Here is a 24,915-nt window from a genome sequence, read left to right as displayed (position 1 = left end):
TGCTAATTTTCCTAGATTTAAATTCTATTATCTAGATAGCAAGCATTATAAGAAGTAATTGTGAAAAACTCGTGAAGATCGACTGCAAAATAATACGGAAAAAAGCAGAGTGTTTGATTTTTTTCTCTGGCGATCGCTTTTAACTTAAAGGTAGGCAGATCGCAAATTCCGTACCTTTACTTAATACGGAATGACAAGCGATCGCGCCACCGTGTTTTTTCGTAATAGTTTGATAGGCGATGGCTATACCTAACCCCGTTTTCTTTGGTCGTAAAAAATTGATATGAGGAGTCCGGAGCAACTCCTATCATTCGATGAATTTGTTGACTGGTATCCGGAAAATGCGATCGATACATACAAACTAGGCGATCGAGGAGAATTGCCAGAGTTGTTATCCCCGGCTACAGCATCTGGGGCAAGGGGCTTATATTAAGGCTAGTGCTGCTATTCCTGCGTCAGGGTAAATTAACATTACTAGAAGAAGTGCTCGAATAATGAAGCGATCGGGTAAAATTGAGAGTGAGCTGTAGTGGGCGTTACCCAATCTACAATAACAAACCCTGTGGTTATTTTCTTGTATCATGCAGAGCTTATTATTTACGATCTTCAATGATGGGGATGAGATTGAAGGCAGATTTAAATGGGGTAGAGAGAGGCATAAAACCTTTGAAAGGCTAGATAATGCTTTAGACTTGTTTGACTGTGGTGAAACAAAAAAAGCGATAAGCAGACTGAGAGCAATCATAAAAAAAGATCCGTATTTTATTGATGCGTATAATAAAATTGGAGCCGACTTTTTGGAGAGAAATATGGATTATCATTATTTAAGCAGGGTTATTATGCTGATTCAATCGTACAATTCTGGTTGGGATTTTGCGAAAATATATATATAGCTCAGATGATCCTGAATTACCCTGTAATAGTATATGATGTTTCTCATTCTAATAGCTTTAAGTACCCCGATATTGCACAAGAATATTATCGTGATAATATACTGTTGTGGATAGGTGATACTGAAGCCAAAGAATTCGTTAGGAAGATTTTCTTGACACCTTTAGTAAGATATAGAATTGAAGCTATTTATGGGTGTAGGAGATCATTGAAGTATACTAAAGCAGATTCTGAGGAGCAAATAAATGATAGACGCAAATTGCTTAATGATATTGAGCAGATGAAGGACATGATAACTCTCGCAGCAGCACAGAGAATCTATGATAATATGACAGGTCTCTAAATCCAAGTACAATCGCCTAATACCAATTCGTAAAAGTAGCACTATACTTGGTATACGACTAAGAAGAGATAGGGCTGTTTCATGTGTAGTCAAGATTTAGAGATTCTCTTCGATGTCAGAGCGTGAGATGTTTGCCTACTGCGATCGCAGGCATTTTGCGAGTGCGATCGCTTGCTATGCTTTCCTAGAAAATTAGGATATAATGCAATTAAATCGAGAGTTTCACGTTGAGAGATAGGAGTTATTAATGGCTTTTAGTGATTATAAAACTATTGCTCGAGTTCAAGAAGAGTATAAGATTAAATATTTGGAAGCAAACTTTATTGAAATTACCGATCTAAAACCTTCCGATTTTTTTGTTAAGGAATTTGAATTCAGCGAACAGAATATGGATATATACACATCTGAATACTCAAGATGTGAAAATATTATTTACCCAATTTTAAGAGAAGTCTATAAAAGTTTTAGTGATGAATATACGCTTTGGAGCCACAAATCTATAACCTATGATGCAAAACTAAATGGAACACCCGATTACTTGTTCTCAACAAAATCGGAATTAGGTAAAACTGTTTTGGGTTTGCCCATCGTTATTATTGTTGAGGCAAAAAAGAATGATTTTAGCGAGGGATGGGGGCAATGTCTCGCTGAGTTGGTTGCCGTGCAAAAATTAAATGAAGCCGAGGAACTTCCCGTATATGGGATCGTAACAGATGGAAAATTATGGCAATTTGGAAAATTAGTAGCTGATGAATTTACAAAAAGCAAGTTGAGAATTACGATTACCGATTTAGATAAAATTTTCGGAACGATAAGTTTTCTATTGTCAAGCAAAAGAGAAGCAGATGTTCCTGACACATAATTTGGAGAGCGATCGCCCGGGTTCAACGCCAAAATTCGATAGCTCTCCATGTCCCACAGCATTCTATAATTGAATCATGGAACAGCTTACCCTGACCCGACCTGACGATTGGCATCTCCATCTCCGAGACGGCGCAGCACTAAAAGCAGTTTTGCCCCATACGGTGCGCCAGTTTGCCCGCGCGATCGTGATGCCCAATTTGAAACCGCCAGTCCGATCGCTCGCTGATGCGGCGGCTTATCGCGATCGCATTCTTGCTGCAATTCCGGTGGGGAAACAGTTTGAGCCATTGATGACACTGTACCTCACGGACAATACCAGCCCGGAAGAGATTATCGCCGCCAAAGCCTCCGGGTTTGTCAAAGCCGTCAAATATTACCCATCCGGTGCAACAACGAATTCAGAATTCGGGGTAACGGATATTCGCAAGTGCGATCGAGTTTTTGAGGCCATGCAGCAGATAAACTTGCCCTTATTGCTACATGGAGAAGTGACAGATAAAGATGTTGATGTGTTCGATCGCGAAAAGGTGTTTATCGAACGACATTTGATTCCCCTCAAACAGCGATTTCCCCAACTGCGCGTGGTGCTGGAACATATTACCACTTCAGATGCAGTGGAATTTGTCCTAGAGGCAAACAATATCGGGGCAACCATTACCCCACAACACCTATTATTTAACCGCAATCGCATCTTCAAAGGAGGAATTAACCCCCATTTTTATTGCTTGCCCATTTTGAAACGGGAAACCCATCGCCAAGCCCTACTGCAAGCTGCAACATCGGGCAATCCTAAGTTTTTTCTCGGCACCGATAGCGCCCCCCATACCCGTACCCGTAAAGAAAGTGCCTGTGGCTGCGCCGGTTGCTTTTCCGCCCTGCACGCGATGGAATTATATGTAGAAGCCTTTGAGAGTGTCAATGCCTTGGATAAGTTGGAAGCGTTTGCCAGTTTCTACGGACCGGATTTTTATCAACTCCCGCGCAATACCGAACAGATTACCTTGACCAAAACCACTTGGCGAATTCCCGATGAAGTCGCATTTACTGAATCTGGGCTAGTGCCTTTACGGGCAGGTCAGGAGATGACATGGCAAATGGTTTAACGTGGTAGATTTTCGCCCCAATCTTGTGAAGCTCCCGACAGAATCTTTGATTTGTCGGGAGAGAACGTCCCTATATCAAGGAAGTGAGCGCGGTAGAAGCGATGGCGATCGCGCTTAACTCGCGGGCAGAGAAATAATAAATTCCGTCCCTTGCCCGAGTTGCGATTGACAAGCGATCGCGCCTCCGTGTTTTTCTGTGACAATTTGATAAGCGATCGCCATCCCCAAACCCGTTCCTTTTCCTACTCCTTTCGTGGTGAAACCTTGCTCGAAGATTCGCGCTCTCGTTTCGGGTTTCATGCCACAACCATTATCTTTAATCTGAATTTTGACTCGATCGGCAATGATTGAAGTGTGAATCGCAATAACATTCAGATTTTGCTCGATTTCCTCGTAAGTTTTGCCGCGATTGGACTCTTCAAAAGCATCGATCGCATTGGCCAAAATATTCATAAACACTTGATTGATCTGTCCGGGATAGCATTTGATGACAGGGATATCCCCATATTCTTTAATAATCTCAATAGCCGGGCGATGTTCGTTCGCTTTGAGACGATATTTAAGAATTAACAGGGTACTATTGAGGCCATCGTGAAGATTAAATGCGGTTTTCATATCGGTATCGGCACGAGAAAAGGTTCGCAGAGATGTACTGATATTGCCGATACGCTTGACCCCTTCTTGCATGGATGCAATGGTTTTGGGTAAATCTTCGAGGAGAAAATCGAGTTCGAGTTCTTCGATATCTTCTGTGAGTTGGGGACTGGGGTTGGGGAGTTCTGCCCGATAACCTGCGATAATCGCAAACAGATCGGCAAGGTAATCTTGTACAATTTTGACATTCCCGCCAATGAAGCCGAGGGGATTATTAATTTCGTGGGCGACTCCTGCGACGAGATTGCCCAAGGTGGCCATTTTTTCATTTTGGACGAGTTGCAATTGTGCTTGTTGCAGGTCTGTCAAGGTTTGTTGCGCCCGTCGATACAAGCGAGCATTTTCGAGGGAAATGGCGGCTTGAGAACAGAGTAAATTGAGAATTTCCACGCGATCGCCAGTAAATACCCCTGTGCATTGATTATTTTCGAGATAGAGAATACCGATAAGCCGGCCGCGAACGCTCAAGGGAACGCATAAAATGGATTGGGGCTGATAATGTTGAATGTAGGGATCGCCAGCATAGGCGGAGGTATTGCGGGCATCGTCAAGGATCGCCGCTTTTGCCGATCGCTTGACGGTATTGATAATAGAATGGGGCAGGGTATTACTTTCTGCGGCGGGAATGGCTGCGATCTTGCCTGCTTCGTTGGGCGTAATTTTAGCCTCTAGCATTAAAGTGTCCCCGCGAAAGAGCATCAGGGCAACGGTTTCGGCTCCGGCATTTTCTCGGATGACCTGCATTAAATTGGCGATCGCGCCCTCTAATTCGATTTCCTGCGAAAGGGTGCGAGAGGCTTTCATCAAGGCGGCCAAATCCAACATTTCTCCGGTGTTGGTCGTCGTTTTGGAAATCGTTTCCGCACTCAAATTCGCGAAGGTTGCACTCGATGCGAACTCGAGTTTCTGCGAGTCGAGAATGGATTTGAGGAGGGAAGGATAGCGTTGTTCTAAGTCTTCGAGTTTGGCTTTGGCTCCCCAACAAGCATAGCCGTAGTAGGCTTCTTGCATATAACCGCTCGCGATTTTTTCTTTACCCCAGTCGAGGTAGAATTTTCCGGCGAGTTCGTTGGCTAAGGCTTCTTCTTGTAAGTATTCGTTGGCTTTTGCTCCCGCGATCGCGCGATCGTACCAATCTCCAGCTTTATAATTCTGGCCCGAGACCCGGCATTTTTCCGCTTCCACCAAATCTACTTTATGCTGGTGATTCATGGGAGCGTGGTTTGCCCAATGTTGTTGCAATTGCGTTTGATTGCGTTCCACTCTCTCCCATGCTTGCGATCCCTCGGGAGACTCCTGCGATCGCGAATTCAACGGTGCTAAGGCAATTAAGGAATCATAGAAATAAAATGCAGGCTCGACAATCAGCCCGATCGTTGACATCAAATAGCCCTCGGCTTCCGTGGCACACTCTCGCGCCGCTTCCATGTCCCCAAACAGGTAAGCAAGCATCAACTGATATAAGTAGAAGAGAAATAACCCACAAAAGTCATGAGCAGAGAGCAGTTTAGGTATAAATTCGCTCTCGTGAAGTGCTTCCCCAGATAAAATGTGAGGATTCTTGGCAACCCCCAGTAAATTTAAACTTGCTTGCCACACGATCCGACAGTAATTGCCCGTCGTGACTTGATTCGATTGCCTGAGCTTCTGGCAATAAGCGCGAACTTCTGGCTCTACTGAAACGAGAGAACGACCGGACCAAAAAGAATGAATGCAAAAATTATAAGCGTTATAGCCGACGTATTCCAAGATACCGATTTCTAGAGCCGTCATATACCCTTCTTTCAGGAGTGGTAATGTTTTTTTGAGGTGAGATTGGCGATGTAAAATAAAGGACCCGACCACCATTGACACCTCGGGTTGGAACGATCTGGCATCGAGATGCGAGACAACTTGGAGCGCCAATTGACCCCACTTCACCCCCATATCAATAGCTTTTAAGAGATTGCAAGTAATAATGCCATAGGCGGCATAAGCTGTGGTCGAAACGGACGTATTGCCATATTGCAGGGAGAGCTTAACGGTGAGAGTAATCAATAAAGGAAACAAGGGAGACCCAGAGAGATAAGCGGCGGGAGTAATGCTGTTTGCAATTCGCGCAATGGCGATTTTTTCGGGATCCGTCATTCGCGGTAGGCGTGCAAAATCGGTAATTTCCCGGTCTCCGATTAACTGGTCGATTTCGGCAATAGCGTGCTGAATATCTTGCTCTGTAGGGGTTTCGGGAAAAGTTACTCCCAATTGCTGTAAGAATTCTCGGGCGATGGCGATCGCTTCAGCGGGCTGATTCAGGGAGACTTGAGAGAGGATTTTAATGCGATAAACATCAACGCATTCCAGTAAAGATTGCGATCGCGCGATAACGGTCTCGACGAAACTTTCCATTGCCGCGAAGTCACCGCAGAGGGAGGCTAATTCTGCCCCTAAGTTATGGAAGGCGAGGGTCAGGTCATATTGCCTTTGCCAAGCCTCTTCCCCGAGCAAAGATAAGGCGATGCGGACATATTCGCGACCGGCTTGATAGGCGATCGAATTTCTGGCTCGGCGACCGGCGATGAGGTTGAGTTGGGCGAGTTCGTCCCGTTGAGCGCGATCGGCGATCGCTGCCGTGCCATAGTTTAATTGACCCACGAGTTCAAAAATTCGTTCTTCTCTGGCTTCTGGGGGCATCTTTTGCAGCAGCAGTCGTCCGATGCGGTAATGGCTGATTTCTTTTTGGCCGTCGGGAATTAAGGTGTAGGCGGCTTGTTGGACGCGATCGTGTAAAAATTTGTAGCTGATGGAGATATTATCAAACTGTTCTCGCTCCTCGATATCGGTTTCTTGGAAAAATTTATAAGTGTCGTTAACGGGCAATACCAATCCTTCTTGCAGTGCCGGCCAGAGGGCTGTTGCAACCTCTAGCAAAGGTTGTTCTCGGGCGATCGCTACCGTGGCAAGATCGAAGGAATTGCCGATACAACTGGCTAATTTTAAGATCTCCTGCGTGGCTTCTGGGAGCTTGTGCAATCGGGCGGTCATAAACTCCACCACATCCTCAGAAATCGCCAACTCTCGCACTCGTGTCATATCGCACTGCCAATACTCCAAATCCCCACTAAAGGCAATGCAACCCTCCTCGTACAATCCTTTGAGAAACTGAGTGCTAAAGAAAGGATTGCCTCGGGTCTTGGCATAAATTGCTTCCGTTAAAGGCAAGGCGATGGCGCGATCGCAACTGAGGGTATCGGCGACCAAATGATTGAGATCGCTTTGACTTAAAGGTGCAAGGGTTATCGTTGCGATCGCGGCTTGCGATTTGTTCATTTCCTCGAGGGTCAGCATCAAGGGATGAGTCGGAAAGACTTCGTTATCTCGATAAGCGCCCAACAAGAGTAGATAACTCATCCCTGCATCCTCTATCAATAATTGCATTAACTTCAGCGAGGCCAAATCTGCCCACTGTAGATCGTCAATGAAAATCACTAAGGGATGGTCGGGAGTGGTAAAAACTTGAATGAATTTTGCAAACAAGCGGTTAAAGCGATTCTGAGCCGCATTTCCGGAAAGATCGGGGACTGAAGGCTGCTGGCCGATAATTCGTTCTAACTCGGGAATGACATCAATAATAACTTGTCCGTTTTCCCCCAAGGCTTGGAGAATTTTGCTTTTCCACCCCAATACTTGCGCGTCGCTTTCTCCTAAAAGCTGTCCCATTAAATCCCGGAAGGCTTGCACGAAAGCAGAGAAGGGGATATTGCGCTGAAACTGGTCGAATTTACCTTTGATAAAATAGCCGCGCTGTCGCACAATCGGTTTATGAACTTCGTTAATCACCGCAGTTTTCCCAATCCCAGAAAAGCCCGCGACGAGCATCATTTCTGCTCGGGGGTGTAGGGATGTTGCCTGCAACGTTCCTACAGAAGCTGGGGAGGATGACGGGGATGCAACCCGTTCAAAAGCGTCCAGTAATGCTTGCACTTCTTTTTCCCGTCCGTAGAGTTTTTCCGGAATGAGAAAGCGATCGCAGCGATCGCGCTCTCCCAATGCAAACATCTGAATTTTCCCATTTTCTTGCCATTGGTTTTGACATTTTTCAAGGTCGTATTTCAATCCCAAAGCACTCTGATAGCGATCTTCGGCATTTTTCTCCATCAACTTCATCACAATGTTGGCAATTGGTTCGGGTATTGATAACGAGCGATCGATTGAAGGGGGGATTTTTGCAATATGACAGTGAACCAATTCTAAGGGATCTTTATTTTCAAACGGAAGTTTGCCACTCAAAAGTTGATAAAAGGTGACACCGAGATTATAAAAGTCGCTGCGATAGTCAATGCCGCGATTCATGCGTCCGGTTTGTTCGGGGGAGAGATAAGCGAGGGTTCCTTCTAATACATTGGGGGTTTGAATGGCTTGATTTTCTTTCGGTAATAAAGAAGAAATACTGAAGTCAATAAGTTGGACTCGCTGAGTTTCCAAATGAATCAGTATATTCGCGGGTTTAATATCTTTATGAATAATGCGATTTTGGTGGAGTTGCTGGAGAATTTTAGAAAGTTGAATGGCAATGTCGAGAAATTGAGGAATAGTTATTGATAAGAGATGATGGGCGAGCGCGTCCTCTAAAGAAATACCGCCCATATCTTCCATAATCAGGGCATAACGGTTATTATAGCGTTCTAGAGCATAGGGCTTAACAATGCCTTCAATGGCAATATTTTTGGCATTCGCGTCAGCGATGCGGAGCATTATTGCGTATTGGTTGCGAAATTGAACTAATTCATTAAAGGAAGGATATTCATTCCGCATCAGTTTGATGACTACTGGTTTTTCGTCATCATTGTGCTGTCCGCGATAAACGAGGGTGCGATCGCTTTCGTGGACGAGTTCAATGGCTTGATATTTGGCAATTTTAAGCTCTAATCCGTTCATCACAAGCTCTCTCTTTTTTAATATAAGGGTTTTATGAATACCTTCAAACTTAGAGAATAATTGTGAAAAACTTGTGAAGGGTTGAGAAAAGAAACATTCTGTAATAAAAAGAGCCGCATCCGAAATCGACCCCAATGACAAACCGGTCCAATGAGAGCGATTCTCGCCGCAATAATTTCCGCGATCGCGCTTTGAATTTTAACCCAAAGGAAGAGAGATTATAAATTTTGTTCCTTGACTTGATTCTGAGATACAAGTTATCGTGCCGTCATGTTTTTCTGCGACAATTTGATAAGCGATCGCCATGCCCAAACCTGTTCCTTTTCCGACTTCTTTGGTGGTAAAGCCTTGCTCGAATATGCGTTCTTTCACGGCTTCACTAATTCCCATGCCATTATCGGCAATTCGGACAATGACATTCTTACCATCTTGGCTCAATTCTGTAGCGATCGTAATGCAATTGGGAGTGTCTTCAATCTCAGTATATGTTTTACCTGAACTGCTTTCCTCTAAAGCATCGATCGCATTGGCCAAAATATTCATAAACACTTGATTGAGCTGTCCGGGATAGCATTTGATGGCGGGGATATCCCCATATTCTTTTATAATCTCAATAGCCGGGCGATGTTCGTTCGCTTTGAGACGATATTTAAGAATTAACAGGGTACTATTGAGGCCATCGTGAAGATTAAATGCGGTTTTCATATCGGTATCGGCACGAGAAAAGGTTCGCAGAGATGTACTGATATTGCCGATACGCTTGACCCCTTCTTGCATGGATGCAATGGTTTTGGGTAAATCTTCGAGGAGAAAATCGAGTTCGAGTTCTTCGATATCTTCTGTGAGTTGGGGACTGGGGTGGGGGAGTTCTTCCCGATAACCCTCGATAATCAGAGATAAATCGGCAAGATTCTCTTGCAAGATGGTTACATTCCCGCTAATGAAGCCGAGGGGATTATTGATTTCGTGGGCAACTCCTGCGACGAGATTGCCCAAAGTTGCCATTTTTTCCTTTTGGACGAGTTGCAATTGTGCTTGTTGGAGATTGGTTAATGCTTGTTGAGCTTGTTGGTATAAGCGAGCGTTTTCGAGGGAAATGGCGGCTTGGGAACAGAGTAAATTGAGAACTTCAATGCGATCGTGGGTAAATGCCCCGACAATGCGATTATTTTCGAGATAGAGAATGCCAGTGAGTTGACCGCGTTCGAGCAAAGGAAGACATAAAATAGATTGGGGTTGATATTGTTGGATGTAAGCATCTCCTGCGTAAACTGCTTCTTGGCTGGCATTTTCTAATACCAACGGTTTTCGACAACGTTTAACTTGATTGATAATGCTTGCGGGAACGCTATTGCTGGTTTCAATGGGAATGGGAGCGATCGCGATCGCCTCTTTCCCAGTCACTTTAGCGGTTAGCATGAGAACTTGTTCTTGAAAGAGCATTAAAGCGACCGTTTCAGCACCGGCATTTTCTTGGACGACCTGCATTAAATTGGCGATCGCGCCTTCTAATTCGATTTCCTCAGAAAGGGTGCGAGAGGCTTTCAGGAGTGTGGCTAAATCTAACATTGCTCCCGTTTCTGTGGTGGTTTTGGAGACTGTTCCTACACTCAATCTGGTGATGGTTGCACTGGGATTGGGTTTTTGCCGTTCGAGAATCGAAGTAAGAAGAGTGGGATAGCGTTTTTCTAAGTCTTGGGTTTTGGCTTTGGCTCCCCAATGGGCATAATTATAATAGGCTTGCTGTAGATAGATCTCGGCAAATTGCTCTTTGCCCCACTCTAGATAGAATTGAGCGGCAAGCTCGTTAGCAAGGGCTTCTTCTTGGATGTATTGATTGGCTTTGGCTTCTGCGATCGCGCGATCGTACAATTCGATCGCTTCCAGTCGTTTCCCTGCCACTCGCGCTCCCTCGGCTTCGACGAGTAAATACTTATGGAGAAAGTTTTCCGGGCAACTCTCGGCTAAAGTTTTGAGGTATGCTTGATTGGTTTTAATCTCTTCGAGAGCATTTTGGCGATCGTCCTCGGACAAATTGCCATAGCATCCCAAGCCATTGAGAGAACCATAATAGTAATAGCCTGTAGCAATCGTGCAAGACTCGCAAGCCAAGAGAAATTGACGGGCTTCCCTGCCAAAGTCAACACCTTTCTCGAAATCTTGTTGCAAGCAAGCCACGTGCATCTGGAGAATGTGATAAATGCCGAGGGGTAAATAAGAGTGTGCGGCTTGATGGCGTTCGAGCCAAGCCTGTTCTCGGGCCAAGGTGTCAGCCGCATCTCGATTCTTGGCTGTGTGAGACAGTCGATTGATAAAGAAGCGACAAGCCTCAATAACACTCAAGGCGAGATCGTTGTGAATTTTGGCTGCGATCGCCCAAAATTTATCGAGGTCTGTCGCGATCGTCGCCAAGTTTTCCCCTTGAAAGAGGCGATTGTAAATATTGGCAAATAAGTTATAACCGGCATATTGTAGCTCCCCGGAATCCATCCCCGCCAAGAATCCTTCGTAATTCAGTTCTGCGGCTCCTTGGATGGGTTTGGCTTTCACATAAACGCAGCCTCCCAGCAAGAAACAGGCACTCGATCGCTCGGACTTGTTTTCCAGTTTATAACTCAGTTGCAAGGCCAGATCGGCAAATTGCATGCCTCGTTGATGTTGGTGTTGTAACAAGGCTAACCATTCGCCATAGCTGGCATAAGTCATAATCGACTTAGGGATATTCCCGTACTCCATTGACAAACGCACGCTTCTGACTACGGCAAACCCATAGAGATCGCGATTGGAACTGATATAAGCTGCTGATAGTAGTTTCATCAACAATTCGATCGCGACTTTTGCTTCAGGGTGAGTCGCCTCGGGTAAATCCAGCAAAACATCAAGAGGGCGATTGTTGAGCTTTTCTGCAATGACTCTCGCATCTTCTCGCACCAATTGTTTGACATTATCCTCATTGACCGTAATTCCCAATGCTTGCAATCCCGCTAAACCGCTTTGAATCGCATTGGCATAAGCACCTTGCAAGGAATATTGATTGACCTTGAGAACGTAAATACGCGCGCGATCGAGAGATGAATGGGCAAACTCGAGTAAAGTTGCGATCGTTTGCTCCAACGATGGAAAATCAACACTCATTAACTGGACTTCTGCGAGAACGAAATGAAGTTGAAAGGCGCGATCGCTAGCCGTTGTCCAAGCATTGTTTGGCAATAAATCAATACCGATCTGAAAGTAGATTTTTGCTGCATCATAAGCCGTAGAGACTTTTGCTTTTTGACCCGCATTAAGATTAAGTTCGAGGAGTTGTTGTTTCTCCTGTTCGTCGGCGATCGCACTGCGTCCGATATTGATTTGATTGACAATATCAAAAATTTTCTCGTCTCGTTCTGCGGGGGATAATTGTGCGAGGAGGCGTTTGCCGATACGATAATGAGTCGTTTGTTTTTGCTGTTCGGGAATCAAAGAATAGGCCGCTTGTTGAACGCGATCGTGTAAAAACTTGTAGCTGACTGAAACATGATGGGGCTGTTCTTCCTCATCGGCATTCATTTCTTGGAAAAACTTATAAGTATCGCTGACCGGTAACACCAAACCCTCTTGTAGTGCCGACCACAGCGCTACGGCCACGTCCTCCAAGGAGCGATCGCAGGCCATAGCCAAAGTTCCTAACTCGAACTGATTGCCAATACAAGCCGCCAGTTTTAACATCTCCCGAGTCCTTTCGGGGAGTTTGTACAGCCGGGTTGCCATAAACTCTACAACATCATCAGAGAGGGTTAATTCCCGTATCTTGGTCATATTGCCTTGCCAGTAACCCAAATCCCCATTAAAGGCAATCCAGCCATCCTCGTGCAATCCTTTGAGAAACTGAGTAGAAAAAAATGGATTTCCCTTGGTCTTTGCGTACACCAAATCCGTTAAAGGGGATGAAAGTTGGCGATCGCAACTGAGACTATCAGCCACCAAGCAATTGAGATCGGCTTGACTTAAAGGTGCGAGAGTTATCGTCTCGAGGCTTGCCCCGGATTTGCCGATGTCATCGAGAGCAAGCATTAAGGGATGAGTGGGGAAGACCTCGTTATCGCGATAAGCCCCCAACAAGAGTAGATAACCTGTTTCCAAATTTCCCATCAGTAATTGCATCAACTGCAAAGATGCCGAATCTGCCCATTGCAAGTCATCAATAAAGATCGTTAAAGGATGCTCGGGGGTGGTAAAGACTTGAATAAACTTCTCAAACAAGCGGTTAAAGCGATTTTGGGACGCACTTCCGGACAACTCTGCAACGGGGGGCTGCTTGCCGATAATTCGCTCTAATTCGGGAATGACATCAATAATAACTCGGGCGTTTTCCTCCAAGGCCTTGAGAATTTTATTTTTCCATCGTTGCACTTGAATATCGCTTTCTCCTAACAATTGCCCCATTAAATCCCGGAAGGCCTGCACGAAAGCAGAGAAAGGAATATTGCGCTGAAACTGGTCGAATTTGCCTTTGATGAAAGAACCGCGCTGACGAACAATGGGCTTGTGAACTTCATTGATAACGGCGGTTTTGCCAATACCGGAAAAACCCGCCACCAATAACATTTCTGTTTGACCCTTGCCCACGCGGTCAAAAGCAGCGAGGAGGCTTTGAACTTCCGTTTCTCGTCCGTAGAGTTTTTCGGGAATGAGGAAGCGATCGCAAATATCCCGCTCTCCTAATGCAAACATCTGAATTTTTCCGTTTTCTTGCCATTGATTTTGACATTTTTCAAGGTCGTATTGCAATCCCAAAGCACTTTGATAGCGGTCTTCTGCATTTTTCTCCATCAATTTCGTTACAATATTAGCAATCGGTTTCGGGATTGATAGCGAGCGATCGATTACCGGAGGGATTTTCGCAATATGACAGTGAACCAATTCGAGCGGATCGTCACTTTCAAAAGGCAGTTTCCCGCTCAAGAGTTGATAAAAAGTCACGCCAAGATTATAAAAGTCGCTGCGATAATCAATGCCGCGATTCATGCGTCCGGTTTGTTCGGGGGAGAGATAAGCGAGGGTTCCTTCTAATACATTGGGGGTTTGAATGGCTTGATTTTCTTTCGGTAATAAAGAAGAAATACTGAAGTCAATAAGTTGGACTCGCTGAGTTTCCAAATGAATCAGTATATTCGCGGGTTTAATATCTTTATGAATAATGCGATTTTGGTGGAGTTGCTGGAGAATTTTAGAAAGTTGAATGGCAATGTCGAGAAATTGAGGAATAGTTATTGATAAGAGATGATGGGCGAGCGCGTCCTCTAAAGAAATACCGCCCATATCTTCCATAATCAGGGCATAACGGTTATTATAGCGTTCTAGAGCATAGGGCTTAACAATGCCTTCAATGGCAATATTTTTGGCATTCGCGTCAGCGATGCGGAGCATTATTGCGTATTGGTTGCGAAATTGAACTAATTCATTAAAGGAAGGATATTCATTCCGCATCAGTTTGATGACTACTGGTTTTTCGTCATCATTGTGCTGTCCGCGATAAACGAGGGTGCGATCGCTTTCGTGGACGAGTTCAATGGCTTGATATTTGGCAATTTTAAGCTCTAATCCGTTCATCACAAGCTCTCTCTTTTTTAATATAAGGGTTTTATGAATACCTTCAAACTTAGAGAATAATTGTGAAAAACTTGTGAAGGGTTGAGAAAAGAAACATTCTGTAATAAAAAGAGCCGCATCCGAAATCGACCCCAATGACAAACCGGTTCAATGAGAGTGATTCTCGCTGCAATAATTTCCGCGATCGCGCTTTGAGTCTTAACCCAAAGGAAGAGAAATAACAAACTCTGTTCCCTTGTCTAATTCTGAGATACAAGTTATCGTGCCGTCATGTTTTTCTGCGACAATTTGATGTGCGATCGCCATGCCCAAACCCGTTCCTTTTCCGACTTCTTTCGTCGTAAATCCTTGCTCGAAGATTCGCTCTCTTGTTTCGGGTTTCATGCCACAACCATTATCTTTAATCTGAATTTTAACTCGATTGTCAATCATTGAGGTGTCAATGGTAATAATATTGGGATTTTCCTCAAGTTCCTCGTAAGTTTTGCCATAACTTGACTCCTCAAGCGCATCGATCGCATTACTCAATATATTCATAAATACTTGGTTAATCTGTCCCGCATAGCATTTCACTTCCGGAATATCTCCGTAATTTTTTATAATTTCAATGCTGGGTCGTTTTTGATTGGCTTTGAGGCGATATTTTAAAATTAACAAGGTGCTATCGATACCTTCGTACAAATTAAACCGGGTTTTCCGGTCAGTATCCGTGCGTGAAAAGGTTCGCAAAGATGTACTGATGTTGGCAATGCGATCGCATCCCGACTGCATCAATGCAATAGTTGAAGGGAAATTTTCGAGGAGAAAATCAAGATCGAGTTTCTCAATAGTCTCTGCCAGTTGAGGGCCGGGGTTCGGGACTTCTTCTCGATAACCTTCAATAATGGTAAAGAAATCGGCAAGATAATCTTGGATAATATTGATACTACCACCAATGAAACCAAGAGGATTATTAATTTCGTGGGCAACTCCAGCCACAAGATTGCCCAATGTTGCCATTTTTTCATTTTGGATTAATTGCAGTTGAGTTTGCTGTGCTTCTTGATAAAGACGAGCATTTTCAAGAGAAATTGCCGCTTGGGTACAAAGAATCTTGAGAACAGTAATTCGCTCTTGAGTGAAGGCCTCTGAAGTTAGATTATTTTCTAAGTAGAGAATACCTATCAGTTTATTCTCGTGTTCTGGAGAAGAATTGAGATGAATGAGGAGAGGCATACACAGAAGACTTTGCGGAGAACAATGTCTTAAATAAGCATCAGCAGCAAATTGAGTTTGTACGGCTTTGGCATCAAGAAGAAGAATTTCGGTAGTATGTCGAACGTAGCGGATCAGTTTGATGGGAAGATCTTCACTTGCTTCTAGAGGTTGCGATTGACTGAATGCTTCAAGATTTATTGTCCGATCGCTATCATCATAAGTCGCAAAGATAGCAATTGTTAAATCTTTTTCCGAGGGAAGCAATAATGCACCTTTCGTTGCTCCTGCATTTTCGAGAATTACTTTCATTAAAGTTGAAAGCAAGCGATCGAACTTGATTTCTCCCGAAAGAATTTGCGAGGCTTTCAGAACTGAAGAGAAGTCCATTAACAGTGAAAGGTTGGCGGTCTGGGTATTATAAGAATCTGTGGTGATTTTAGCAACGGTCGCCTTGGTCGGAACAGGACGAGTTTTGCGATCTTGGAGAGAAGAAAGAATTTGCGGATAACATTTTTCGAGGTCTTTAACTTTGGCTTTTGCACCCCATTGAACATAACAATAATAGGCATCAATGAGATAAAGATGAGCAATTTTCTCTTTGCTCCATTCGAGGTAAAATTTAGCGGCGAGTTCGTTAGCTAAAGCCTCTTCTTGAATATAACCATTTTCTTTAGCACCAGCAATAGCGCGATCGTAAAGTTCCATTGCTTCTAATTTTCGATCCAAAATTCGACATTTCTCGGCGGCAATCAACTGAAGTTTATGAGCATAGTTCATCGGAGCAAGATCGGCCCATTGTTCCATTCGAGTTTGATGAGATGAGATTCGCTCGATCGCTGTTTCTTTTTCTTTTTCCTCTAGAGTAGAATAAAGAGAAAGCCATAACAAGGCATCATATAGATAGAATAGCGGTACGAAGACTTGCCCGGGGATTGCTTCTAAATAAGATTCTGCTTGGCGAGAATTTTTTAGAGCTTGAAGACTATTGCCAAACAAATAAGAAAGAAAGAGCTTATTAATATAAAACAAGGCGAGAAAACTAATGTTATTGCCTTGTTGATGAATAGGTAACATTGTTTCTTCATTATAGGCCGTCCCTTTAAGAATAGATGGATTATCATTTCTGGTAATTAGATTTAAAACAATTTGTCGGTGCAGTTCATTAACATTAAACATCGCCTTTTGTTGTAACTCATCGATCGCCGTGCTATAATAAAACATCTTCTTTTCTAGATCGATGAGATTTTCACCACAGACCAAAGAATGAGCGCAATAATCACAAGCAGCAAAAGAAGCTGATTCAAAGTCACCGGATTCTAAGCCAATTTTATATGCCTCTAAAAGTAATTCTAATGTTGAATTGATATGTTCTTTCCAATGTTTAACAGAAAGACAAACGATTTCAATGGTTTTAGCATAAAATTCTTGAGAATTGATTTGATGTAATAGATTCAGTGCTAAATTGCCAAAGTCATAGCCCAAATTGAGATCGTTAACGACACTACAAAGAATTAATCCATAGTTTGCATAAGCAGAAGGAGAAACATCCATATTTCCGTAGCTAATAGATAAATTAACCTGTTTCGCAATAATAATCGGGAGTAAATTGGGGAGTCTCAAGTAAGCTGCATTTAAGATTCCTGAAAGAATTCGCATTGATGCTAATTGATTTTTATCAGTTGAGATAGGTAAAGCTGTTAATGACTCAATACGATGGCGAGATAGCTTGGTATCTAACTCTGATAAGGCGCGATCGATATCAAACTCATTGGGATTTTCAGGAAGATTGATGCCTAAACGAGAAAGAAAATCTAAGCCGATTTCAATGGCTTTCATGGGTTCATTTTTACCAATCAAAACTTGGATATTGATTTCACAGGTTTTAATTGTATCTAATAGCGTTTTGGCGCGAGTGAATATCAGTTCTATAAAAGTTTCTGCTGTAATAAAATCACCGATTAGATAAGCTATTTCTACAGATAATTCAAACAAGGATAAAGTAAATTCATAATTCTTTTCCCAAGAATTTTCTGAAATCAACCGCCGGGAAATCTCAGTATATATAGAAGCAGCAGCATATGCTGTTGCTGATTTTGCCTTTTTTCCGGCTATAAAATTTAATCTTGATAACCGATCTTTTTCTGATACTTGAGTAATGAGTTCCGAACCGAGATTGATTTGGTTAACAATGTCAAAAATTTTATCTTCAATATTTTCACTGGACGTATGATTAAGTAATTGTTTGCCAATTTTTAAATGAGTCGCTTTTTTTTGGTCATCGGAAATCAGAGAATATGCTGCTTGTTGAACGCGATCGTGTAGAAATTTATAATTAACTAAGATATCTTCAGATATATTTTGTGGGTTATTTTCACTATCTTGGAAAAACTTATAAGTCTCGTTGGTCGGTAAAACAAGTTCTTCTTGTAGTGCTTTCCATAATAGTATAGCAACTTCTTCTGGGGATTTTTCGCTAACAATGGCTAATGTGGAAAGGTCAAAAATATTGCCAATACAAGCAGCTAATTTTAATATTGCTTGCGTTTTTTGAGGTAATTTATGCAGCCGAGAAGCCATAAAATCCACGACATTATCGGTTAAAGATAATTGTCGTATCCTTGTAATATCACACTGCCACCCTCCTTGAATTTCTGTCTCAGTTAGGGAAGATTGAGAGGTATGAAAGGTGATTTCTCCATCTTCGTACAATCCTTTGAGGAATTGGGTCGCAAAGAAAGGATTTCCTTGTGTTTTTTGATAGACCAATTCTGTTAATGGAATTGCAAGCTCTAGCGTACATTTCAATGTATCAGCAATCAGATGATTTAAACCCAGTTTACTCAAGGGTTCTAAGGTTATTGTATTGACAATTGCTTCATTTTTGCTAATTTCATCAAGAGTTAACATTAAAGGATGAGCGGGATTTACTTCATTGTCTCGATAAGCTCCTAAAATCAATAAATATGAGGATTCAGTTTCCTTCATTAGCAATTTTAATAAGTGCAAAGAAGCTGTATCTGCCCATTGCAAATCATCGAGAAAGATAACCAAAGGATGGTCTTTTGTGGTGAAGACTTGAATAAACTTATTAAAGAGTAAGTTGAAACGGTTTTGAGCCGCATTTCCAGAGAGTTCGGGAATGGGTCTTTGTTGGCCGATAATGCGTTCGAGTTCGGGAATAACTTCGATGATAACTTGGGCATTTTCCCCCAAGGCTTGGAGGATTTTATCTCGCCATTGTTGTAGTTTATTATTGCTTTCAGAAAGGAGTTGACCCATCAAATCGCGGAAGGCTTGCACGAAAGCAAAGAAGGGAATATTGCGGTTGAATTGGTCGAATTTTCCTTTGATGAAATAGCCATGTTGTCGGACAATGGGTTTGTGAACTTCATTGACCACAGCCGTTTTACCAATTCCTGAAAAGCCAGCAACTAAAACCATTTCTGCTCCCTTCGTCTTCCCTTTCTCAATCAGGTCTTCAGGAGGATTAGCAACTCTCTCAAAGGCAGAAAGCAATGTTTCGACTTCTTTCTCTCGTCCGTAGAGTTTTTCGGGGATCAGAAAGCGATCGCAGATATCGCGTTCTCCCAACACAAAGGGTGTGATTTTTTCGGTTTCTTGATATTGTGCGAGACATTTTTCTAAGTCATATTTGAGTCCTAATGCACTCTGATAGCGCTCTTCTGCATTTTTTGCCATCAGTTTCAGGACAATATCCGAGAGGGATTGAGGACACAATTTTCCTTCCAGACACACCCAATTGCTAATTGCTTCGGGATTCCGAGCTATATGGGCATAAATTAACTCTAACGGGTCTTCATTATCAAAAGGTAATGCCCCTGTTAGTAATTCATAAAAGGTGACCCCGAGATTATAAAAGTCGCTGCGATAGTCAATACCGCGATTCATGCGTCCGGTTTGCTCGGGGGATAAGTAAGCAAGAGTTCCTTCTAAGATATTAGGAGTTTGAATAATTTGCGTTTCTTTCGGCAAGCGCGTAGAAATACTGAAATCAATGAGCTTGATTTGTTGCGTCCCTCGATTAATCAGTATATTTGCAGGTTTAATATCTTTATGAATAATGCAATTTTGGTGCAGTTGATGGAGGATTTCAGCGAGTTGAATAGCGATCGCGAGGAATTGAACGAGAGAGAAGGAAAGTGCCGTCGGACGGTAATCGGTTAAAGAGATGCCGTCAAAGTCTTCTAGAATGAGGGCGTAACGGTTTTGATAGCGTTCTAGGGCGATCGCTTTGACAATCCCTTCAATTTCAAGGTTTTTGCCAATGGTATATTGGTTGCGAAACTGAACGTATTCATTAAAAGAAGGATATTCGCGCCCCATCAATTTGATGATAACAGACTGCCCATTATCAGTGTTCCAACCGCGATAGACGCGAGTGCGATCGCTGTCGTGGATGAGTTTAATCGCTTGATAATTGGAGATTTTCAAGTCTAGTCCATTCATGGCTAACTCTTTTGTCATGAGTTAAATCCTTCAACTATAAGAAATCATTGTGAAAAACTTGTGAAGTTATCGAATAAAGAAACATTTTGTAATAAAAGAAAACTGGATGAGCAATTCTCAGAGCCAATCTGGATCGTCTATTTTGAGATTTTCGATAATATTACGGAATGGGAACAGAGTCTTTGTCTCACACCCAATCAAAAATTATGGCGTGAGACTTGACGGAATTTAGCTAAATTCCCGGAATATCCCGGAAATCCTGATTAATCTGTTCCTCGACGGTAAATCCTGTCGCTTGCTTCCATTCTTCTACTGTAAAGTCATAGCCCAATAAATTTGCCCAATGCACAAAAGTTTCTTCATCGGGGGCTTTGTTCATCTCCTCCTTGAGTTCGGGGGTAGTTTGGGAGGCTTGAAATAAACGTTTAACCTCATTCATGGACATAATAGGGGACTCCTAATGCGCCTTTTTCATTACCATACCAATTTGAGGTCAAACTTGCGAAGGGTGAGAAAATGATGGGATTCGCCAAGGGAAAATCGTAGAGTTGCACTGATTGCCGTAGATATCTGCGATCCCGCAGACGCGTTAGTCTGTCGTTAAAATCAATCTCAAATCAATTATTTGTGTCAGAAACAATCGACTATGAAATTCTTAAGCAAACTTGTCATTATTTTAGGAATTACCTTATCGGGATATAGTTCTACATTAACCAACAATACAAATAATCAAACTGCACAAAATTTGGATAGCTTCCCTGAAATCGTTTTTACAAAAAATAATTGTTTTTCTGGCTTGAGATTCGATTAAAAGTTGGGAGAAACATGCGATCGCTTTCCTCGTTTTGACGATCGGTGCGATCGCATCTCTGAATTTAATCTTAACGTCAGTTCGGGGTCAGAAATTCTTCTAGAGTTTAGCGTTAACTTATCCCGAACTCAGGTTAATTAGCAACATTCACTACTACATATTGTATCCTTTGTATCTTCACATTTTTTGCTTCCCAAATAAGTGTTCTCTGATAAGTAAAAACCAGTGAAAGACTCTTCAAAATCCTCCGCGACAGACCTCATAGCAAGACCGCTACTCAGCAACGCAGATTGCCACGCTTTGACTTTCGGGTAGCCGGCAAGAAAATCGTAGCAAGTATAGCGGTTTATAATATCTGCTCGATGCAAAAGGGTTAACCAAGCAATATCTACATTGCCAATAGATTCGCCATTAAAGAAAGGACCCTCTCCCAATACCTTCTCTACCTTGTCAAAAGCGGCACTTAACTTCTTTGTCCGTTCCACTAAAGTTGCCTCATCAGCACTTCTCATGGCACTGCACTGCACAAGATAGTTCTTTGTTGCCTGATAACTCCAAGCACGGTTAATCGCGCGTTCCTCCGCAGATCGATTCGCGTCCAAAGGTGGTTGGATCTCATTAAGATACTCAACGATGGCATCTGACTCAAATAAAGGAACATCTGTGTTTGCGATCAATACAGGAACTTGACCATTCGGCGATATGTCCAAAAACCACTGCGGCTTTTCATTAAGACTAATATATTCAATGTCATAGGGCATATTCTTTGCTTCGAGCAAAGCGGTTACTCGTTGAACAAAAGGGCAAATTTTAAAGCTAACGACCTTCATCATGCTTCGAACCTCATCTTTAGTGTGTCTACTTATAAGACGAGGTTCCTTCGAAAAAGACGAAAAAACTCAGCAATTCTGGCAATCTTCTGATTTTGGCTCATATTCCGCAAGATGTCCCGAACAATCCAAGGTGAAGTGGCAACATTTTTCAAACAGGTTTCGTAATTGTATCCGAGCCTTCTGAACTCGCGATTTTAGCGTAGAGTAGTTCACCCCAAGAGCATTGGCATAATCCTTTTGAGATTGACCTTCTAGCTCAATAGCTGTCAGGAGTTGTGCAGAGTCCTCTGGCAGAGCTTGAATAAACGGCTTTACGCATTGTGACAATTCTTCATGGATTTTCCGATCCTCTTTGGAGTACCAAAGATTGTTAGGATCAAGGTCTTGGGTTCTGGATTTCTGCCGGTAAAAATCGACGATCGTATTATTTGCAATCTGGAATAGCCACGCTTTAATACTCGCTTCATTCTTGATTGTATGGAGCTTTTCGTATGTCTTGATTAACACTTCTTGCAGCAGATCGTCTACCTCAGTCGCATCGGAGACCTTAGAGTGCAAGAAAGACTTGATATTGCTTCTATATTCTGACCAAATTCGTTCGATTTTCACGGTGTACGTTGTGTTAAATATGGGCGATCTTTAGTATAACAACGGAGAAAAAAAGGTCGCTCATGCTCAAAAACAACGGATCGCGAACCCAATTCGCGATCGCACCCTCTCTCTTGACCTAAGACTAGAGATGCGATCGCGCCTTTCTGCCATCATTTTTCCAGACTTTTGTCGATTTGCAAAAAAGGTAGAACAGACATCTGGCCAGAAGAATTCGCGTTTCGGCACATTTTTTCCTCTCACCCTTAGAATAAAATCAATATCGAGATAAACCCAAGGATCGACCCGCCCCTATGAAGTTACTTTGTTTGAGCAACGGTCATGGAGAAGATGGTATAGCCGTTCGCATTCTCGAAGAATTGCGGAAACTCCCCAATGCACCGGAAATTGCTGCCCTCCCTCTCGTTGGCGAAGGACACGCTTATACAAAGGCAGATATTCCCATTATCGGCCCGGTGAAAAATATGCCCTCGGGCGGTTTTATTTACATGGATGGGCGACAGGTGTGGAAAGATGTACGCGGCGGCTTATTGGGACTGACCTGCGCCCAATATCGTCTCGTGGGTCGTTGGCACAAGCGAGGTGGATCGGTGCTGGCTGTAGGAGATATTGTCCCTTTACTCTTTGCTTGGTTGAGTGGGGCAAATTATGCCTTTGTCGGTACAGCCAAATCAGAATATTATTTGCGGGATGAGTCGGGATGGCTGTCGCGATCGCGAGGCTTAGAAGGTTGGTCGGGATCTGTGTATTTGCCTTGGGAGAGGTGGTTAATGGGTCGAAGTCGCTGCAAGGTAATTTTTGCTCGCGATCGCCTCACTACCAGCGTACTCAAGCGCTTTTCCCTGCCTGCATTCGATCTGGGCAATCCCATGATGGACGGTATTTTACCCGAGATTCCCGAACCGATATTTTATGAAAAGGACGCAGAAGAAAAAGAAAAGATCAGACCTTTAAAAGTCTTGTTATTGCCGGGATCGCGAGGGCCAGAAGCCTATAATAATTGGCAATTGATTCTTCAGGCCGTCGCCAATCTCCTGCAAGAATTTCAGGATCGTTCCTTACTATTTTTAGCAGCGATCGCCCCTGCTTTAGATATTGACAGATTTCGAGAAGGCTTATCGACATGGCAAGAAGAAAATCGCCTTCCCGAAGATGCCCCCATTAACGATGTCTCTGCCTTGGTTTTCTCCCGCGATCGCGGACAATTGGTTTTGACGCAAAACGCTTACAATGCTTGTTTGCTGACCGCAGATTTTGCGATCGCCATGGCCGGGACCGCAACGGAACAGTTTGTCGGTTTAGGCAAACCCGTGATTACCTTTCCGGGAGAAGGTCCTCAATTTACCTATCGCTTTGCTGAAGCTCAAACGCGCTTGCTCGGCAATTCGGTAATCTTGGTAGACAAACCCCAAGAAACAACTAAAACCATTCAAGGGGTTTTCGATAAACCCGATCGCTTGCAACTGATTGCTCAAAACGGCGTTAAACGCATGGGAAAACCCGGTGCGGCTGCCAGAATTGCTGACTGTTTATTGGCAAGGATGCAGGATACGCGATAATTTTTACGTCAATTGTTGCATTTAACAATCGACAGAATGATATTGACAAAAACCAAAGTGAGTGTTAAACATATCCCATTGCAAACGCCTATCTAAAGAAATCGATACTATTCTTGCGAGTTGTTCTTCCTTTTGTCCTTAACTCAGTCGAAATACCCAGTCAAAATCCTTTAGATTCTTACATAAAAAGAATCTAAAGGATTTTGAGATTAACCCTAAAAAATCGTACATTGCAAAATGTCTACCTGACTAGAGTGACATAATTTTGTCGTTGTTAATCTTTTTCCATTCTTCAACACAAGGATATATAACGTATGTTGGCTGCTCCGTTTAAAAAGTCGTCTGGTTTTTCAGCGCGATCGATCTCTGAGTATCAGAAATTGCTGAAACAAAAACACTTTATTTATGTGGAAAATGAAGATCCGGATTTTGACTGGATTGAATTTTCCAAATCCGTTACGGGTGAAGACTTAATACTGCAATATGGCAAAGAAATTTTCCAAGTTCAGTTAAAACCCGAGTTTATGAGATTTTCCGATGCCAGAGGTGCAAAACTCGTACTTCCTCATGCCGAGGCCAGCGATTATCCCAACCCACCGAAATATCTGGCGCTTTTTTGTCAAAAACCTGCTGATTGTGGCGGTGGCATGACAACCTTAGCCTATGTGACAGAATTCTTAAAGACCCTCACGGACGCAGAACAGCAAAAACTGACAGAGACTCAGTACTATTTTGGGGCAACAGGAGGCGTTCACGCTAACCGGACGAAGGGAGCAACTCATCCCATTCTTACCTTTGTAGAAGATAAACCGGTGATTCGGTTTTCTTATAATTACATTAAATATGGAGATTACAGTCCCGATCCAGATAACATAAAACCTTTTACACCCGATGCGTTTTTGGAAGACATTGCCGATCGCTTTTTAGCCTATTACGAGCAAAATCACTTGGCAATTCGCATCAAACAGTACTCGGTTTTACTGTGGGATAATCAATGTATGGTTCATGCCAGAACGACCTATAATGACCCCACTCGAAAACTCGATCGCATTTTCTTAGGGTAACTTTAGAACCATAA

The 24,915-nt window shown here is 43.0% G+C and carries 14 protein-coding genes; 7 read left to right on the top strand and 7 right to left on the bottom strand.

Annotated elements, in window-relative coordinates:
- Positions 1-139 precede the first annotated feature (139 nt).
- Entirely contained in the window at positions 140-301 is a 162-nt protein-coding gene (locus AC6RV6_RS00695) for an ATP-binding protein (RefSeq protein ID WP_500238091.1), read from the bottom strand.
- Between AC6RV6_RS00695 and AC6RV6_RS00690 the strand changes: the two genes are divergently transcribed.
- The 4 genes from AC6RV6_RS00690 to pyrC all read left to right on the top strand — a co-directional run bounded on the left by AC6RV6_RS00690 (position 284) and on the right by pyrC (position 3,201).
- On the top strand, positions 284-433 hold the full coding sequence (locus tag AC6RV6_RS00690) for a hypothetical protein (protein ID WP_500238359.1): 150 nt from the start codon (positions 284-286) through the stop codon (positions 431-433). The two genes, AC6RV6_RS00695 and AC6RV6_RS00690, sit on opposite strands and share 18 nt — an antisense overlap.
- A 148-nt stretch (positions 434-581) precedes the next feature.
- Entirely contained in the window at positions 582-893 is a 312-nt protein-coding gene (locus AC6RV6_RS00685; protein WP_500238090.1) for a hypothetical protein, read from the top strand.
- A gap of 588 nt (positions 894-1,481) precedes the next feature.
- Positions 1,482-2,096 (top strand): hypothetical protein, encoded by a 615-nt coding sequence (locus AC6RV6_RS00680; RefSeq protein WP_500238088.1) that lies wholly within the window; start codon positions 1,482-1,484, stop codon positions 2,094-2,096.
- A gap of 76 nt (positions 2,097-2,172) precedes the next feature.
- A complete protein-coding gene (gene pyrC, locus AC6RV6_RS00675) occupies positions 2,173-3,201 on the top strand; it encodes a dihydroorotase (protein ID WP_500238086.1) in 1,029 nt (342 codons plus the stop codon).
- 114 nt (positions 3,202-3,315) lie between these two features.
- On the opposite strand, the gene AC6RV6_RS00670 is transcribed toward pyrC, so the two are convergent.
- The 4 genes from AC6RV6_RS00670 to AC6RV6_RS00655 form a co-directional block, all read right to left on the bottom strand.
- On the bottom strand, positions 3,316-8,769 hold the full coding sequence (locus AC6RV6_RS00670) for a trifunctional serine/threonine-protein kinase/ATP-binding protein/sensor histidine kinase (protein ID WP_500238085.1): 5,454 nt from the start codon (positions 8,767-8,769) through the stop codon (positions 3,316-3,318).
- A gap of 198 nt (positions 8,770-8,967) precedes the next feature.
- Entirely contained in the window at positions 8,968-14,361 is a 5,394-nt protein-coding gene (locus tag AC6RV6_RS00665; protein ID WP_500238081.1) for a trifunctional serine/threonine-protein kinase/ATP-binding protein/sensor histidine kinase, read from the bottom strand.
- A 198-nt stretch (positions 14,362-14,559) separates the two neighbouring features.
- Entirely contained in the window at positions 14,560-20,043 is a 5,484-nt protein-coding gene (locus AC6RV6_RS00660; protein ID WP_500238079.1) for a trifunctional serine/threonine-protein kinase/ATP-binding protein/sensor histidine kinase, read from the bottom strand.
- 214 nt (positions 20,044-20,257) lie between these two features.
- Positions 20,258-20,470, bottom strand: coding sequence for a Nif11-like leader peptide family natural product precursor (locus tag AC6RV6_RS00655; RefSeq protein ID WP_500238077.1), 213 nt, complete (start codon positions 20,468-20,470; stop codon positions 20,258-20,260).
- A 369-nt stretch (positions 20,471-20,839) separates the two neighbouring features.
- On the opposite strand from AC6RV6_RS00655, the gene AC6RV6_RS00650 reads away from it, so the two are divergent.
- Complete coding sequence (locus AC6RV6_RS00650) at positions 20,840-20,977, top strand: hypothetical protein (protein WP_500238075.1); 138 nt, start codon at positions 20,840-20,842, stop codon at positions 20,975-20,977.
- Here the strand turns inward: AC6RV6_RS00650 and AC6RV6_RS00645 are convergent.
- Together AC6RV6_RS00645 and sigZ are read right to left on the bottom strand one after the other, a co-directional pair.
- The gene (locus tag AC6RV6_RS00645; protein WP_500238074.1) at positions 20,974-21,669 is read right to left on the bottom strand and encodes a glutathione S-transferase family protein; all 696 of its coding nucleotides are present in this window, start codon (positions 21,667-21,669) and stop codon (positions 20,974-20,976) included. The genes AC6RV6_RS00650 and AC6RV6_RS00645 overlap by 4 nt on opposite strands.
- Positions 21,670-21,735: 66 nt before the next feature.
- Entirely contained in the window at positions 21,736-22,278 is a 543-nt protein-coding gene (gene sigZ, locus AC6RV6_RS00640; RefSeq protein WP_500238073.1) for an RNA polymerase sigma factor SigZ, read from the bottom strand.
- A 293-nt stretch (positions 22,279-22,571) separates the two neighbouring features.
- Here sigZ and AC6RV6_RS00635 point away from each other — a divergent pair, with 293 nt between their 5' ends.
- Both AC6RV6_RS00635 and AC6RV6_RS00630 read left to right on the top strand, forming a co-directional pair.
- Positions 22,572-23,837 carry a lipid-A-disaccharide synthase-related protein gene (locus AC6RV6_RS00635; RefSeq protein WP_500238072.1) on the top strand — a complete coding sequence of 422 codons (1,266 nt, stop codon included), beginning with the start codon at positions 22,572-22,574 and terminating at the stop codon, positions 23,835-23,837.
- Between the two features lie 314 nt (positions 23,838-24,151).
- Entirely contained in the window at positions 24,152-24,901 is a 750-nt protein-coding gene (locus AC6RV6_RS00630; RefSeq protein WP_500238071.1) for a TauD/TfdA family dioxygenase, read from the top strand.
- Positions 24,902-24,915 lie beyond the last annotated feature (14 nt).

Source organism: Spirulina sp. LEGE 11439, from assembly GCF_059821285.1.
The sequence above is the reverse complement of the archived record's forward strand: the minus strand, read 5'-3'. Positions and strand labels throughout refer to the sequence as shown.